The 14,939-nt window shown below is 75.2% G+C and carries 12 protein-coding genes and 1 riboswitch; of the genes, 4 read left to right on the top strand and 8 right to left on the bottom strand.

Translation table 11 applies throughout. The features are described 5' to 3' along the window. Positions 1 to 46 precede the first annotated feature (46 nt). Entirely contained in the window at positions 47 to 1,141 is a 1,095-nt protein-coding gene (locus AB4039_RS18180) for an amidohydrolase family protein (protein ID WP_266838371.1), read from the top strand. 347 nt (positions 1,142 to 1,488) lie between these two features. Then, entirely contained in the window at positions 1,489 to 2,406 is a 918-nt protein-coding gene (locus AB4039_RS18175; protein ID WP_266838370.1) for an SCO1860 family LAETG-anchored protein, read from the top strand. A 71-nt stretch (positions 2,407 to 2,477) separates the two neighbouring features. Here AB4039_RS18175 and cobC read toward each other — a convergent pair whose 3' ends face one another. Continuing rightward, positions 2,478 to 3,899: an Rv2231c family pyridoxal phosphate-dependent protein CobC gene (gene cobC / locus AB4039_RS18170; RefSeq protein WP_266838369.1), complete on the bottom strand. Its 1,422-nt coding sequence runs from the start codon at positions 3,897 to 3,899 to the stop codon at positions 2,478 to 2,480. Positions 3,900 to 4,009: 110 nt separating this feature from the next. Here cobC and AB4039_RS18165 point away from each other — a divergent pair, with 110 nt between their 5' ends. Next, positions 4,010 to 4,735, top strand: a complete 726-nt coding sequence (locus AB4039_RS18165; protein WP_266838368.1) for a ZIP family metal transporter — start codon at positions 4,010 to 4,012, stop codon at positions 4,733 to 4,735. A gap of 13 nt (positions 4,736 to 4,748) precedes the next feature. On the opposite strand, the gene AB4039_RS18160 is transcribed toward AB4039_RS18165, so the two are convergent. The 7 genes from AB4039_RS18160 to AB4039_RS18130 form a co-directional block, all read right to left on the bottom strand. Continuing rightward, positions 4,749 to 6,215, bottom strand: coding sequence for a cobyrinate a,c-diamide synthase (locus tag AB4039_RS18160; protein ID WP_442271197.1), 1,467 nt, complete (start codon positions 6,213 to 6,215; stop codon positions 4,749 to 4,751). A 5-nt stretch (positions 6,216 to 6,220) separates the two neighbouring features. Continuing rightward, a complete protein-coding gene (gene cobO / locus AB4039_RS18155) occupies positions 6,221 to 6,820 on the bottom strand; it encodes a cob(I)yrinic acid a,c-diamide adenosyltransferase (RefSeq protein WP_266838366.1) in 600 nt (199 codons plus the stop codon). Then, on the bottom strand, positions 6,820 to 8,940 hold the full coding sequence (locus AB4039_RS18150; RefSeq protein ID WP_442271196.1) for a putative cobaltochelatase: 2,121 nt from the start codon (positions 8,938 to 8,940) through the stop codon (positions 6,820 to 6,822). The genes cobO and AB4039_RS18150 overlap by 1 nt, the downstream gene beginning before the upstream one ends. 172 nt (positions 8,941 to 9,112) lie before the next feature. Continuing rightward, on the bottom strand, positions 9,113 to 10,633 hold the full coding sequence (locus AB4039_RS18145; protein WP_266838364.1) for a cobyric acid synthase: 1,521 nt from the start codon (positions 10,631 to 10,633) through the stop codon (positions 9,113 to 9,115). Next, a complete protein-coding gene (locus AB4039_RS18140) occupies positions 10,630 to 11,613 on the bottom strand; it encodes a cobalamin biosynthesis protein (RefSeq protein ID WP_442271195.1) in 984 nt (327 codons plus the stop codon). Before AB4039_RS18140 ends, AB4039_RS18145 begins: the two co-directional genes overlap by 4 nt. Before the next feature lie 59 nt (positions 11,614 to 11,672). Continuing rightward, positions 11,673 to 11,759, bottom strand: a riboswitch (cobalamin riboswitch). Positions 11,760 to 11,923: 164 nt separating this feature from the next. Beyond that, positions 11,924 to 12,145 carry a hypothetical protein gene (locus AB4039_RS18135; RefSeq protein ID WP_266838362.1) on the bottom strand — a complete coding sequence of 74 codons (222 nt, stop codon included), beginning with the start codon at positions 12,143 to 12,145 and terminating at the stop codon, positions 11,924 to 11,926. A 28-nt stretch (positions 12,146 to 12,173) separates the two neighbouring features. Next, positions 12,174 to 13,454 carry an inorganic phosphate transporter gene (locus tag AB4039_RS18130; protein WP_266838361.1) on the bottom strand — a complete coding sequence of 427 codons (1,281 nt, stop codon included), beginning with the start codon at positions 13,452 to 13,454 and terminating at the stop codon, positions 12,174 to 12,176. Between the two features lie 320 nt (positions 13,455 to 13,774). Between AB4039_RS18130 and AB4039_RS18125 the strand changes: the two genes are divergently transcribed. Next, positions 13,775 to 14,905 carry an alpha/beta fold hydrolase gene (locus AB4039_RS18125; protein WP_266838360.1) on the top strand — a complete coding sequence of 377 codons (1,131 nt, stop codon included), beginning with the start codon at positions 13,775 to 13,777 and terminating at the stop codon, positions 14,903 to 14,905. The last annotated feature ends 34 nt before the right edge of the window (positions 14,906 to 14,939 follow it).

Raw genomic sequence — 14,939 nt, 5'->3', positions numbered from 1 at the left:
CGGGGTTACCGGGTGAGCGTACCCAGCACGCGCGTAGGGTGCCGACATGAGTGATCAGAGCGGTGTGCTCCATGTGAAGGGACGGGTCCTGGTCGGGCCCCACGAGGTGCGCGACGAGCTGTGGATCGTCGGCGGCCGGATCTCCTGGGAGCGGCCGCGCGCCGCCCGCGAGATCACCACCGTCACCGGCTGGGTCCTGCCCGGTCTGGTCGACGCGCACTGCCACGTCGGCCTGGACGCCCACGGTCCGGTCGACGCGGAGACCGCCGAGGAACAGGCCCTGACCGACCGGGACGCGGGCACCCTCCTGATCCGCGACGCCGGTTCCCCCTCCGACACGCGCTGGATCGACGACCGCGCCGATCTTCCGAAGATCATCCGCGCGGGCCGGCACATCGCCCGGACCCGCCGCTACATCCGCAACTACGCCCACGAGATCGAGCCCGCCGACCTGGTCGCGTACGTCGGCCGCGAGGCGCGGCGCGGCGACGGCTGGGTGAAGCTCGTCGGCGACTGGATCGACCGCGACGCCGGTGACCTGACGGCCTGCTGGCCGCGCGCCGAGGTGGAGGCCGCCATCGCCGAGGCGCACCGGCTCGGCGCCCGGGTCACGGCGCACTGCTTCGCCGAGGACTCGCTGCGCGACCTCGTCGAGGCGGGCATCGACTGCGTGGAGCACGCCACGGGCCTCACCGAGGACACCATCCCGCTGTTCGCGGAGCGCGGCGTGGCGATCGTGCCGACCCTGGTGAACATCGCGACGTTCCCGAAGCTGGCGGCGGGCGGCGAGACGAAGTTCCCCCGCTGGTCGGCGCACATGCGCAGGCTGCACGAGCGGCGCTACGACACGGTGCGGGCGGCCTGGGACGCGGGCGTGCCGGTGTACGTCGGCACCGACGCGGGGGGTTCCCTGCCGCACGGGCTGGTCGCCGCCGAGGTCGCGGAGCTCGTCAAGGCCGGGATCCCGGCCTTGGACGCCCTCTCGGCGACGGCCTGGGCGGCCCGCGAGTGGCTCGGGCGGCCGGGCCTGACCGAAGGGGCGCCGGCCGACCTCGTGGTGTACGCGTCCGACCCGCGGGCCGACGTGCGGGCCCTGGCCCGGCCGGAGCGGGTGATCGTGAACGGCGAGGTCCGCGCCTAGCCGGAGTCCAGCCGGAGTCCAGCCGGGGTCCGCGCCTGGCCCGTACGCCCGGACCCTGGCGGACGCTTGTTGACGGGGCGTGACGTCCGCGCCCCCTCGGTCGTTCAGTACGCCCGATCCGCAGTCCGGCAGCCGTGGCGGTGGGGCGGGAGGGAACGCGCGTGCCGAATGGGGCGCCACAAATCGAATGCGTGCATGGAAACCACCCGTTGGGGTGAACTCACGTCAGGTGCCTGCCCGTTCACTCACAGTGCGTAAAGATTTCGAGCGTCGAAGCCGTCGGCGCGCGCAATGTCCCCCATTGGCGGCGCCGCGACGGCGCCCATCTCCCTGGGGGTTCCACCATCTTGAACAGCAACACCTTCCGCCTGCCCGCGGCCGTTCTGCTCGCCACGGGGGCGGTGGCCCTGCTCTGCGCACCGCCCGCCCTCGCCACGGGCGGCTCCGGCGGCGGTGCGGGTGCGGGCAGCTCCGGCGCCGTCGTCCTGCGGGCCGGACTGGACGTCGGCCTGCTCAACAAGTCCGTGCACGTACCGCTGAAGGCCACCCTCAACGAGGTCAGCGCCCCCGCCACCGCCGAGAAGACCGCCCTGACCGTCACCCTCGACGGAGCCGAACAGGGGCAGCCGGTGAGCGTCCTGAAGGCGGAGGTCGCCACCGCCAAGGCCACCGCCGACCAGAGCCGCGCCCAGGCGGAGGCGAACCTCGCCCACGCCAAGGTGCACGTCCCCGGACTGCCGGCGCTCTCCCTCATCGAGGTGGAGAAGGTCACCTCCAAGGCCGTCTGCGAGGCGGGCAAGAAGCCGGTCGCCAGCTCGAACGTCCTCGGTTCCGTCACCGCGCTCGGCAAGAAGATCACCCTGACGGCGGGCGGTCCCACCAAGGTCGAGGTCCCGGGGGTGGGTCTCGTCAGCCTGGAACTGTCCGGAACGCAGACCACCTCCACCACCGCCGCCGCGTCCGCGCTCCGGCTGAAGGTGTCCGTGAACCCGCTGAACCTGAACGTGGCCGAGGTCGACGGCGAGGTCGTGCTCGCCGAGGCGCACTGCGCCGCCCCCGAGGGCCCCGCCCCCTCGACGGGCCCGTCGGCGAAGCCCGACATCAAGGCGCAGGCCGCCACCGGATCGGGCACGGCCGTCACCCACGCCGACCTCGCCGAGACCGGAGCCGCTTCCGTGACCCCGTACGTCGCGGGCGGCGCGCTGCTCCTCCTCGGCATCGGCGCGGGCGCGCTCGTCGTGACCCGGCGCGGCAGGGCCTCGTAGCGTTCGGGGCCGCGCCGCCCGCGGGGTGGCGCGCTCCCCGGGCCCGGCCGGCCGCGCCGCCGCCCCCGGTGTTACCGGGCGGCCAGCGTCAGGGCGTGGTCCAGGGCCTGGAGGAGCCGGCCCGTCGTCGCGCGGTCCCGGACCGCCAGGCGCAGCCAGGAGGGGTCCAGGCCCGGGAAGGTGTCGCCGCGGCGGACCGCGAAGCCGAGGGCGCGCAGCCGGGTGCGGACCTCCGCCGCCCCCGCCACCCGGATCAGCACGAACGGCCCCTCCGCGACCCCGGCCACCGAGATCTCCTCGAACTCCGCGAGCCCGGCCAGCAGGTGCGCCCGGTCCACCGCGATCCGCCGGGCCGCCTCCTCCGCCTCGGCCAGCGCCTCCGGAGCCACACAGGCCTCGGCCGCCACCAGCGCAGGCGTCGACACCGGCCACAGCGGCTGCGCGGCCGCCAGCTTCGCGATCACCTCCGGCTCCGCCAGCACGTAGCCGATCCGCAGCCCGGCCAGCCCCCACGTCTTGGTGAGGCTCCGGAGCACCACCAGCCCCGGTACGTCCATCCGCCCCGCCAGGGCCTCCCGTTCGCCCGGGACGGCGTCCATGAAGGCCTCGTCCACCACCAGGGTCCGTCCCGGCCGGGCCAGCGCCGCCAGCGCCGCCGCCGGGTGCAGCACGGAGGTGGGGTTGGTGGGGTTCCCGACGACCACCAGGTCGGCGTCCTCCGGCACCGCCGCCGGGTCCAGCCGGAACCCGTCCGCCGCGCGCAGCACCACCCGTTCCACCCGGTGCCCGGCGTCCCGCAGGGCCGCCTCCGGCTCGGTGAACTGCGGGTGCACCACCACCGGCCGTACGGCACCCAGGGCCCGCGCGATCAGGACGAACGCCTCCGCCGCTCCCGCCGTCAGCAGCACCCGCTCCACCGGCAGCCCGTGCCGGGCCGCCACCGCCACCCGCGCGGCCCGGCCGTCCGGGTACGCGGCCAGCGAGCCGAGGCTGTCCGCGATCCGGCGCCTCAGCCACTGCGGAGGCGTGTCCGCCCGTACGTTGACCGCCAGGTCCACCAGCGCGCCGCCCGCGTCCACCACCTCCGCGTCCCCGTGGTGGCGCAGGTCGTGCTCCTGCGCGGTGGCCACCGCGCAGGTCGCCGCCACCGACCGGCGCTTGGGCACCAGGAGTTCCCCGCCGCCCGCCAGGGCCGCCGCCTCCGCCACCGACGCGGTCCCGGTGGCCTCGCGCACGGCCCCGGAGGGATGCGGTACGGAGATCCGCGCGAGCTCCTCGGCGGGATAGCCGACCAACGGCACACCGAAACGTTCCGCCGCCCCGGCGATCCCCGCCTCCAGGGCCTTGGACTCCACCGTGGCCAGCGCCGTCACCGCCCCCGTGGACAGCCCGGCGCCCCGCAGCGTCTCCTCGACGAGCGCGCACACCTCCGCCACGGAGACCCCCGCCCGTCCGCCGACCCCGACCACCAGCTTGGTCGCGTACTCGCCCACCGGGGTCCTCCCCTCCGTAGTCACTTGCGTCTGTCTGTCGTCAACACGGTGTCGCCCGCCACCCGCGCGCGGAAGTGCGCGCCGGGCCGCCAGTCGGTATTCAGGGGCACATGGCCGTGATCGTGGCGTTGGGCGCGTTCCTGATGACGCTGGCGGGCGGATGGACGGCGCAACGCGTCACCGACCGCCGCCACCTCGTGCTGGGCCTGGCCGGCGGGCTGATGCTCGGCGTGGTGGGCCTCGACCTGCTCCCCGAGGCGATGCGCGCCGCCGGCGACGAGCTCTTCGGCGTCCCGCTCGCCCTGCTGCTCTTCGTGGGCGGCTTCCTCGTCGCCCACGTGGTGGAGCGGGTACTGGCGGTCCGCCAGGCGTCGCACGGCGCCGAGAACGGCGGCCGGGTCCCCCAGGTCGGGCTCACGGCCGCCGCCGCCATGGTCGGCCACAGCCTCGCCGACGGGGTGGCGCTGGGCGCCGCCTTCCAGGTCGGCGGGGGGATGGGCCTCGCCGTGGCACTGGCCGTCCTCACGCACGACTTCGCCGACGGCTTCAACACGTACACCCTCACCACCCTCTACGGGAACGACCGCGGCAAGGCCCTGAAGATGCTCTTCGCGGACGCGGTGGCACCGGTCGTGGGCGCCGCGTCCACTCTGCTGTTCACCCTTCCGGAGGAACCCCTCGGGGCCTACCTCGGTTTCTTCGCGGGTGTCCTGCTGTACCTCGCCGCGGCCGAGATCCTGCCCGAGGCGCACCACGAACACCCCGCCCTCTCCACCCTGATGTGCACGCTGGGCGGAGTGGCCGGGATCTGGCTCGTGGTCGGCGTCGCGGACTGACCTCACCCGGGGATCACCCGCCGTCCCGGGCGCCCCCGACGGCCCCGGACTCCGCGGCGGCCCGCGCCGCCGCCGTGAAGCGGGCGGCCACGGAGGGCCGCGCCGCCCAGTGGGTGTGCAGGTAGCTGGCGTGCACCCCGCCCCGCACGAAGCCCTCGACCCGGCGCTCCGGATGCGTGAACCCCCAGGCCGGCGTGGTGCCGGCGCCCGGCTCGATCACCGTCCGGTGGAACTCGTGGCCGCGCAGCCGGGTCCCGTTGGCGGCGAGCGAGCTGTCCGCCACCGCCACCGCCTCCCGGTACCCGAGCGTGAGCCGCTCCGACATCCGCGCGTCGGCGTCGAGCACCCCGCACATCGGCTTCCCGTCCAGCGAACCGGCCAGGTAGAGCAGCCCGGCGCACTCGGCCGCCACCGGCCCGCCGGCCGCCGCGAAGGCGGCCACGGCCGCCCGCAGCGGCTCGTTCGCGGACAGCTCGGGCGCGTACACCTCGGGGAACCCGCCCCCGATCACCAGGCCGGACGTCCCGTCCGGCAGCGCCTCGTCCCGCAGCGGGTCGAAGGCGACCACCTCCGCCCCGGCGGCCGTGAGCAGCTCCGCGTGCTCGGCGTAGGAGAACGTGAAGGCGGGCCCTCCGGCGACGGCCACCACCGGTCGCGGCCCCGCCGGCCCGACCGGTGCGGGGGACGCGGCCAACCCGGCGGGCGATCCGGACGGCGCCGCCGACCCGGACCCCTCCGCCACCCCGGCCAGCGCCTCCCGGGGAGACCACACCGCGCAGTCCAGCGGGGGCGCCGTACGGGCCAGCGCCAGCAGGGCCTCCAGGTCGCAGCCCGCCCGCACCTGCTCGGCCAGGGCCGCCACGGCGGCCACCGCGTCGGCCCGCCGCTCCGCCACCGGGACCAGCCCCAGGTGCCGCGACGGGGTCGCCACCTGCGGAGCCCGCCGCAGCACGCCGAGGACCGGCATCCCGGCCTCCTCCAGCGCCTCGCGCAACATGACCTCGTGCCGGTCGGAGCCCACCTTGTTCAGGATCACCCCGCCGAGCCGCACCCGCGGGTCGAAGGAGGCGAAGCCGTGCACCAGCGCCGCCACCGACCGCGACTGCGAGGAGGCGTCCACCACGAGCACCACCGGCGCCCGCAGCAGCTTCGCGACCTGCGCCGTGGAGGCCAGCTCGCCCCGGCCCGCGGCCCCGTCGTAGAGCCCCATCACGCCCTCGACCACGGCGAGGTCGCACCCGGCGGAGCCGTGCGCGAACAGCGGGCCCACCAGTTCCGGACCGCACATGAAGGCGTCCAGGTTCCGGCCGGGCCGGCCCGTGGCGAGCGCGTGGTAGCCGGGGTCGATGTAGTCGGGCCCGGCCTTGTGCGGGGACACGGCGAGGCCGCGCTCCGCGAAGGCCGCCATCAGGCCCGTCGCCACGGTGGTCTTGCCGCTGCCGGAGGACGGCGCGGCGATCACCAGCCGGGGGACGTTCACGGACGTCACCACTCGATGCCCTTCTGGCCCTTCTGGCCCGCGTCCATCGGGTGCTTGACCTTGGTCATCTCCGTGACCAGGTCCGCGAACTCCACCAGCTCCTGCGGGGCGTTGCGGCCCGTGATGACCACGTGCTGGGTGCCGGGACGGTTCCGCAGCACCTCGATGACCTCGTTCACGTCGATCCAGCCCCAGTGCATCGGGTACGCGAACTCGTCGAGCACGTACAGGCGGTGCGTCTCGGCGGCCAGGTCGCGCTTGACCTGCTCCCAGCCCTCCTTCGCCGCCTGCTCGTTGTCGAGCTGCGCGTCGCGCTGGACCCAGGACCAGCCCTCGCCCATCTTGTGCCAGACGACCGGGCCGCCCTCGCCGGAAGCGCCCAGCACCTTCAGCGCGTTCTCCTCGCCGACCTTCCACTTCGCCGACTTGACGAACTGGAACACCCCGATCGACCAGCCCTGGTTCCAGGCGCGCAGCGCCAGCCCGAAGGCGGCCGTCGACTTGCCCTTGCCCGGGCCGGTGTGGACGAAGACGAGCGGACGGTTGCGGCGCTGACGCGTCGTGAGTCCGTCGTCGGGAACGACGGACGGCTGTCCCTGCGGCATTACGCGGCCCTCCTGGAGGCGCTGTGGGGTGATGCGGTCGATGTCACCGCGGTACGTACGTTCTTCACGAGCCCGGCCAGCGAGTCGGCCCGCAGCCCGTCGAGGGTCACGGCCGGCGCCCCCAGATCGGCGGCGAGCACCCCGGCCAGTCCCAGCCGGACCGGCCCGGACTCGCAGTCCACGACGACCGAGGCGATCCCCTCGGCGGCCAGCAGCCGGGCGCTGCGGCCCGACAGCTCACGCGGCGTGTCGCCCGCCCGGCCGCCCGGGACACCGGCCGAGGTGGCCCGCCCGTCGGTCACGACCACGAGCAGCGGGCGCCGCGACGGGTCCCGCAGCCGCTCGACGCGCAGCACCTCGTGGGCCTTGAGCAGCCCGGCGGCGAGCGGGGTGCGTCCGCCGGTCGGCAGCCGTTCCAGACGGACGGCCGCGGCGTCCACCGACGAGGTGGGCGGCAGCGCCAGCTCGGCCCCGGACCCGCGGAAGGTGATCAGGCCGACCTTGTCGCGGCGCTGGTAGGCGTCGAGGAGCAGCGACATGACGGCGCCCTTGACGGCGCTCATCCGCTGCCGGGCGGCCATCGACCCGGAGGCGTCGACCACGAACAGCACGAGGTTGCCCTCGCGGCCCTCGCGGGTGGCCTGGCGCAGGTCGTCCTTGCGGATGACCAGCCCGCGCCCGTCGCGCCCGCGTGCCTTCTGGTGCGGTGCGGCGGCGTGGACGGTGGCCGCCAGGTGCAGCTTCGTCAGGTGGCCGCGGGGGCGCTGGGAGCCGGTGGTGCGGCCGTGGGCGGTGCGGGCGCGGGAACGCCGCCCCGCCGCTCCCTCGCCGAGACCGGGCACGCTGAGCGCCTTGGTGCGGAACGGCTCGGCGGCCCCCACGGGGGCCTGCTCGGCGGCGCCGGAGCCCTGCGGGGAGGGCTGCGGGGCATCCTCGCGGGCGGTGTCGGGGGCGTCCGGGGCGGCCTCGGGGGAGTCCTGGGCGGGGGGCCCGTCGTGCTGCGGGGGGACCCCGCCGCCGTCCCCGTCCGGGCCGCCGTCGCCGTCGCCGCCGTCGTCCGGGCCCTGGGGCTCCGGGTCGGGTTCGGGCTCCGGCTCGGGCTCCTCGTCCGGGAACCCGTCCAGGATCCGGTCCAGCATCTCCTCGTCCAGACCCGGCGCGTCGAACGGATTGCGGCGCCTGCGGTGGGGGAGCGCCAGCAGCGCGGCCTGCCGTACGTCTTCCTTCCGCACCCCGGTCCGCCCGGCCCAGGCGGCGAGCGCGGTCGCGGTCCGGGCCATCACGATGTCGGCCCGCATGCCGTCGACCTCGAAGCCGGCGCAGGTGGCGGCGATCTGGAGCAGCGAGGTGTCACCCAGTACCACCTGCGGGAGCAGGGCCCGGGCGGCCACGACCCGGGCGCGCACCTCCTGCTCGTCCGCGGACCAGCGGGTCGAGAAGCCCGCGGGATCGTCCTCGTAGGCCAGCCGGCGGCGGACCACCTCGACGCGCTGGGCGGGCTCGCGGGAGGCCGCCACCTCGACGGTCAGCCCGAACCGGTCCAGCAACTGCGGTCGCAGTTCCCCCTCCTCGGGGTTCATCGTGCCGACGAGGAGGAAGCGGGCCGCGTGGCGCACGGAGACGCCCTCGCGCTCCACGTAGGAGGCGCCCATCGCCGCGGCGTCGAGGAGGACGTCCACCAAGTGGTCGTGGAGCAGGTTCACTTCGTCGACGTACAGGATCCCGCGGTGCGCGTCGGCCAGGAGCCCGGGCTCGAAGGCCTTCACTCCCTCGGCCAGCGCCCGCTCGATGTCGAGGGCGCCGACGAGGCGGTCCTCGGAGGCGCCGACGGGCAGCTCCACCATGCGGGCGGGACGGGCCGTGCCCGTGCCCGCCTCGTGCGGCCCGTCCCGGCAGCCCGGGTCCGGAGCGGCGGGCGCGCACGAGAAGCGGCAGCCGGGAACGACGTCCACCGGCGGCAGCAGCGCGGACAGCGCGCGGACGGCGGTGGACTTGGCGGTCCCCTTCTCGCCGCGCACGAGCACGCCGCCGACCGCCGGGCTCACGGCGTTGAGGAGGAGGGCCAGTCGCAGGTCGTCCTGCCCGACCACGGCCGAGAAGGGGAAATGGGGACTGCTCATGAGACGGTCGCTCCTTCGAGTGGCTCGTGCCGACGCACGGGCCGACGTGCTCCGATCGTGCAGGGGTTGCCGAGTGCTCCCCGCCCGCGCGGGGATGGTCCCGGGCGGTGCGTGCTGTTGCGGTGCGTGTTCCTGGTGCTCCCCCCGCATGCCGCCCGCGGGGCACGCGCCCTCACGGGGCGCCCGGGGGGAGGAACGGGAGGCCCGCGGGGGCGCCCCCCTCGATCAGCCGCAGCAGCGCATCGGTGTCGGCGTGCTCGGCGATCAGGTCGCCCAGCAGGTCGAGCTGCTCCTCGCGCAGCGCGCCGAAGGAGGTGTCCGGGGCCGGGACGAACCGGCGCCCCGCGGCCGCGGCCACCTCCCGCAGGAACGCCCGGCGGAAGCCGTCGGACTCCAGGGAGCCGTGCCAGTGGGTGCCCCAGACGGCGCCGGCCCGGCAGCCGTCGAGGAAGGGGGTGCCGCCGAGGACCTCGGCCACGCCGTGGTGGATCTCGTAGCCCTCCACCGGCTCGCCGAGCGCCGTGCCCACCGGCCGGGCCAGGGTCTTCTCCCGTTCGAAGCGGACCCGGACCGGAAGCAGCCCGAGGCCCGCCACCGCTCCGGCCTTCGACTCGACCTCGTCCTCGATGTGCTCGCCGAGCAGCTGGAAGCCGCCGCAGATGCCCAGCACCGGGCGGCCCCCGGCGGCCCGCCGGGCGAGGGCGTCCGCGAGCCCGCGCTCGCGCAGCCACTCCAGTGCCTTCACGGTGCCGCGCGTACCCGGGACGACGACCAGGTCCGCGTCGGCCAGTTCCTCGGCCCGGTCCACGAACCGCACCACCACGCCCGGCTCGGCCGCGAGCGCGTCCACGTCGGTGAAGTTCGACATCAGCGGCACCGCGCACACCGCGACCCGCAGCACGTCCTCGCCGACCGGCGGGGCCACGACCGATTCGCGCACCGCGCCCCGCAGGGAGACGCGCAGACCGTCCTCCTCGTCGATGCCCAGCCCGTGCCGGAACGGCAGCACCCCGTACGTCGCCCGTCCCGTCAGCCCGCGCAGCATCTCCATGCCGGGCTCCAGGAGGGTGACGTCGCCCCGGAACTTGTTGACCATGTAGCCCGCGATCAGCGACTGGTCCTCTGGGGAGAGCAGCGCCGTCGTCCCGAAGAAGGAGGCGAAGACCCCGCCCCGGTCGATGTCGCCGACCACGACCACCGGGAAGCGCGCGGCCCGCGCGATGCCCATGTTCACGATGTCGGTCCGGCGCAGGTTGATCTCGGCCGGACTGCCCGCCCCCTCGCAGATCACGGCGTCATACGTGCCCCGCAGCTGCTCCAGGCAGTCCGTGACGATGCCGAGCAGCTGTTCCTGGCGTCCTCCGTGGTAGCCGCGCGCGCTCATCTCGCCCACCGGCTTGCCCAGCAGCACCACCTGGCTGCTGCGGTCGCTGCCGGGCTTGAGCAGGACGGGGTTCATCAGGGCCGTCGGCTCCACCCGCGCGGCCTGCGCCTGCATGGCCTGGGCGCGGCCGATCTCGGCGCCCTCCCGGGTCACGAAGGAGTTGAGGGACATGTTCTGGGCCTTGAACGGGGCCACCTTCACGCCCTGCCGGGCGAGCCAGCGGCAGATGCCCGCCGTGACCACGCTCTTGCCCGCGTCCGAGGTCGTACCGGCGACCAGCAGTCCGCCGCCGCGCCGCGCGCCGCTCATGCGCGTCCCTTCCCTGTCGAGGTGGTACGGGCGCTCCGCAGTGCGCGGGAGGCCAGGGTCCGGCCCGCCACGCAGGCCCCCAGCGCCAGCCAGGTGACCCGCCGCGACAGCCGTACCGCACGGTCGATGTCGGCGACCTCCACCGGCCGCCCGGCGGCTCCGTTGAGCACCGCCCGGTGTTCGACCCGGCCGCCGTAGGACAGGGTCCCGCCGAGGCGGACGCCGAGGGCGCCGGCGAAGGTGGCCTCCACCGGGCCGGCGTTGGGACTCGGATGGGCTGCGGCGTCGGCGCGCCAGGCCCGTACGGCTCCGCGCCGGTCCGGTCCGGCCGCCACGGCGGCGAGGGCGGTCAGCCGGGCCCCGGGCCAGCCGGCCAGGTCGTCGAGCCGGGCGGAGGCCCAGCCGTAGCGCAGGTACCGGGGCGACCTGTGCCCCACCATCGCGTCGAGGGTGTTGACGGCGCGGAAGGCCAGCAGCCCGGGGATCCCGGCGACGGCGCCCCACACCAGGGCCCCGACGACCGCGTCGGAGGTGTTCTCGGCGACGGACTCCACGACGGCGCGGGCCATCTGCTGCTCGTCCAGCGCGTGCGGGTCCCGCCCGCACAGGTGGGGGAGCCGTTCCCGGGCGACCTCGGCGTCCCCGACGGCGAGTGCCCCGCCGATGGCGCGGGCCTCGCGGCCGAGGGAGGTGCCGCCGACCACGGCCCAGGTGGCCGCGGCGGTCAGGGCGATACGGGCGGCCGCGGGCCGGGAGCGCACGGCGCGGGCGCCCAGCGCGCCGACGGCGGCCGCGCCCCCGGCGCAGACGAGGGTGTGCAGGGCGCCGCGGGCGCGGTCGTCGCGCCACAGGGCGCCCTCGACGGCGGCGGCGGTTCGTCCGAAGGCGGCCACGGGGTGCCCACGGCGCGGATCCCCGAGGATCCGGTCGCCGATCAGGCCCGCCGTGACGCCGTACGCGAAGACGCGGTCGGCACGCATGGTGGCAGGTATGTCCTCACTCAGGGTCCGCGCCCTGGTTCGACGTGTCCGGCGGCGAGAGTTCCTGGCTCCCGGGGTCCCGCACGCGCCGCGTGGGGCCCCCGGTGACAGTGGCGGGACCGCGCCGGATTCGCACCGGACTTCCTCTCCATGCCGCCGTGATGGCTCGGGCAGTCCACCACGCCCCGCGAACGCCCGTCAACTCGCTGTTGACCTGCGGTGGGACGGAGGGTGAAGGGGAGGCGGGGACATGCGAAGGCTCCCCCCGGGAGAAGTCCGGGGGGAGCCTTCGAGGAGCTTCGGGGGACCCTCAGCTGACGATCAGGTAGATCGCGTAGGTGACGGCCGCGGCGCAGAGCGCGAAGCAGGCGTAGGCGCCGCTGCGGGCCAGGGTGGCGGCCCCGCCCTGCTCGGTGGCGGCCTCGTGCCTGGAGAGCCCCATCAGGCCCAGGGTGAACAGGGCCACGAGGGCGACGGTGGCGGAGAGGCTGACCCCGAAGACGGAGCCGAGTGCTGCCCAGTCGATCTTCATACTGCCGTTTCCTCTGTCGTTCTCGGGATCAGACCGCGGCGGCCGGAGCCGCGGGGGTCGCCGGGCTCGCCGTCGCGGCCGGGATGGTGGCCTTGAGGTCCTCGTCCGTCACGGCGGCCGTCGTACCCGCGGTCGGCGGGACGGCGACGGCCGCGATGGCGGTGGTGACGACGCCGGGCTGCTCGTCGCCGGCCCCGGTGGAGGCGGCGTCGACCTCGTTGACGTTGGTGTGGTCGACGACCTGGCGGCGGGAGATGACCCAGATGGCGACGCAGGAGGCGACCAGGAAGACCGCGACGGCGGCCACGCCGACGTCACCGGTCCGCATGACCAGCTCGGCACCGGAGGCCACCAGGGCGGCGGCCGGCAGGGTCAGGCCCCACGCGACGAACATGCGGGTGGCGGTGGACCAGCGGACCACGCCGCCCTTGCGGCCCAGGCCCGCACCCATCACCGCGCCGGAGCAGGCGTGGGTGGTGGAGAGGGAGAAGCCGAGGCTGGAGGAGGCCAGGATGACGCTGGCGGCCGAGGTCTGGGCGGCGAAGCCCTGCTGCGGCTGCAGGTCGGTCAGGCCACTGCCCATGGTGCGGATGATGCGCCAGCCGCCGATGGAGGTGCCCAGGGCGATGGCCAGACCGGCGGAGACGATGACCCAGACCGGCGGGTTCGAGCCGGGCGCGAGCGCGCCGCCGGCGACGAGGGCCAGGGTGATGATGCCCATGGTCTTCTGCGCGTCGTTGGTGCCGTGCGCGAGGGAGACCAGGCCGGCCGAGGCGATCTGACCGGCGCGGTAGCCCTTGGTGGCGGTCTTCTCGCCGACCTTGCCACCGAGCTTGTACGTGAGCCTGGCGGCCAGCATCGAGGCCACACCGGCCACGATCGGCGCGGCGACCGCGGGGATCAGCACCTTGGTGACGACGACGTCGCCGTTGACCGCGCCCAGGCCGGCGGAGGCGACCGCGGCACCGATCAGGCCGCCCATCAGGGCGTGCGAGGAGCTGGACGGCAGGCCGACCAGCCAGGTCACGAGGTTCCAGAGGATCGCGCCGACCAGGGCGGCGAAGATCACTTCTGGCTGGATGCCCTCTTCGTTGACCAGGCCCTTGGAGATCGTCTTGGCGACCTCCACGGACATGAACGCGCCGACGAGGTTGAGCACGGCGGACATGGCCACCGCCGTCTTGGGCTTGAGGGCGCCGGTCGAGATGGTGGTGGCCATCGCGTTGGCCGTGTCGTGGAAACCGTTCGTGAAGTCGAACACGAGAGCGGTGATGATCACGATCCCGAGGAGAAGCGTTATGTGCTCCATTTACCCAGGCTTCTGTTTGGCGTCAGTGGCTCGGCGACCGTAGGCAACCTGGGTGAACGGAAGATGAACTGACTCGGGACGGATGGTGTCCCGCCCCGACCCGCGATCGGGCCCTTGGTCCCGATTCTGTCGTAGATATATCGATTAATGCATGTCAGGGCCGGGTGAACGGGCTCCTCCGGACGGGGCTTCCGGCCGGTACGGCCCCCCTGGTCGGACCGGGAAAGAGAGGTAGATCACTCCGGTTCCATCGCGGCGCGGCCCGCGCGGCCGGGATCCCTCCGGTGGCCCGCCCGCCCCCGCGCGCCGACACTGGAGCCGTGCGTACCGCCACAGCGACGGCAGCGGCCGTCACCACCACCCTGATCGGTGCCGGAGCGGCGGCCGTCGCGGCCGGCCGGTACGCCGCCGACGCCGCCCTGCGCAGCGAGCCGGGCCGCCCCCTGCCCGGCGGACCCCGGCTCAGCGTCCACTCCGCCGCCGACGGCCGCGTGGAGCTCACCCGCTCCCTGGCCTCCCTGCGCCCGGGGACCTACGGACTGGCCGCGCCCGGGGTGCACGCCGTGGTCGGGCCCGTCCTCGACGAGGGCCGGGCCGCCCCGGACACCGTCGTGCGCCGCCTGATCGCCGTCACCCACGGCAGCCTGGACCCCGGCACCCGCGTCACCCTCACCCCCCAGGTCCACCTGGGCAACCCGCGCACCGCCCTCGGGTTCGACCACGCCGACGTGGACGTTCCCGGGGAGCTGGGTCCCCTCCCCGCCTGGTTCGTGCCCGAGGCCCGGGACACGTGGGTGATCACCGTGCACGGGCTGGGGGCCGGGCGGGAGCACCCGATGGTGGTCATGCCCTTCCTGAGGCGCCAGCGCCTCCCCGTGCTCGACCTCGCCTACCGCGGGGACCTCGGCGCCCCCGCCTCCCCGGACGGCATCGGCCACCTCGGTGAGTCGGAGTGGCGGGACCTGGACGCCGCCATCCGCTACGCCGTGCGCTACGGGGCCCGGCGCGTGATCCTGCACGGCTGGTCCACCGGGGGCGCCATGGCCCTGCACGCCGTCGAGCGCTCCGCCCTGGCCGGCCGGATCTCCGGAGTGGTGCTCGACTCGCCAGTCCTGGACTGGCACGCCACCCTGCGCGCGCTCGCCGCCGCCCGCCGCACCCCGGCCCCGCTGATCCCGCTCGCGGTCCGGGCCGCCGAGGGCCGCGCGGGACTGCGCGCCGACCGGCGGCCCCCGGGCTCCGACCCCGGTGCCCTGCGCGTCCCCGTCCTGATCTTCCACGGGCCCGACGACACCCTCGCCCCCTGGCAGCCCTCCCGCCGGCTCGCCGCCGCGCGGCCCGACCTCGTCACCCTGCACACCGTCAGGAACGCGGCCCACGGGGCGATGTGGAACGCCGATCCGGCCCGGTACGAGGAGGCGCTGCGCCGCTTCCTCGTCCCCCTCATGTGACCCCGTGCGTGACCCCATATGTGAAGGGGCTGTG

It is taken from the genome of Streptomyces sp. M-16 (genome assembly GCF_052114405.1).
GTDB lineage: Bacteria > Actinomycetota > Actinomycetes > Streptomycetales > Streptomycetaceae > Streptomyces.
The sequence above is the reverse complement of the archived record's forward strand: the minus strand, read 5'-3'. Positions and strand labels throughout refer to the sequence as shown.

What these genes read in the sequence shown, in the direction of transcription:
- AB4039_RS18180 (WP_266838371.1), top strand. Translation starts at nt 47, where the DNA reads ATGAGTGATCAGAGCGGTGTGCTCCATGTGAAGGGACGGGTCCTGGTC.
- AB4039_RS18165 (WP_266838368.1), top strand. Translation starts at nt 4,010, where the DNA reads ATGGCCGTGATCGTGGCGTTGGGCGCGTTCCTGATGACGCTGGCGGGC.
- cobO (WP_266838366.1), bottom strand. Translation starts at nt 6,820, where the DNA reads ATGCCGCAGGGACAGCCGTCCGTCGTTCCCGACGACGGACTCACGACG.
- AB4039_RS18150 (WP_442271196.1), bottom strand. Translation starts at nt 8,940, where the DNA reads ATGAGCAGTCCCCATTTCCCCTTCTCGGCCGTGGTCGGGCAGGACGAC.
- AB4039_RS18145 (WP_266838364.1), bottom strand. Translation starts at nt 10,633, where the DNA reads ATGAGCGGCGCGCGGCGCGGCGGCGGACTGCTGGTCGCCGGTACGACC.
- AB4039_RS18140 (WP_442271195.1), bottom strand. Translation starts at nt 11,613, where the DNA reads ATGCGTGCCGACCGCGTCTTCGCGTACGGCGTCACGGCGGGCCTGATC.
- AB4039_RS18135 (WP_266838362.1), bottom strand. Translation starts at nt 12,145, where the DNA reads ATGAAGATCGACTGGGCAGCACTCGGCTCCGTCTTCGGGGTCAGCCTC.
- AB4039_RS18130 (WP_266838361.1), bottom strand. Translation starts at nt 13,454, where the DNA reads ATGGAGCACATAACGCTTCTCCTCGGGATCGTGATCATCACCGCTCTC.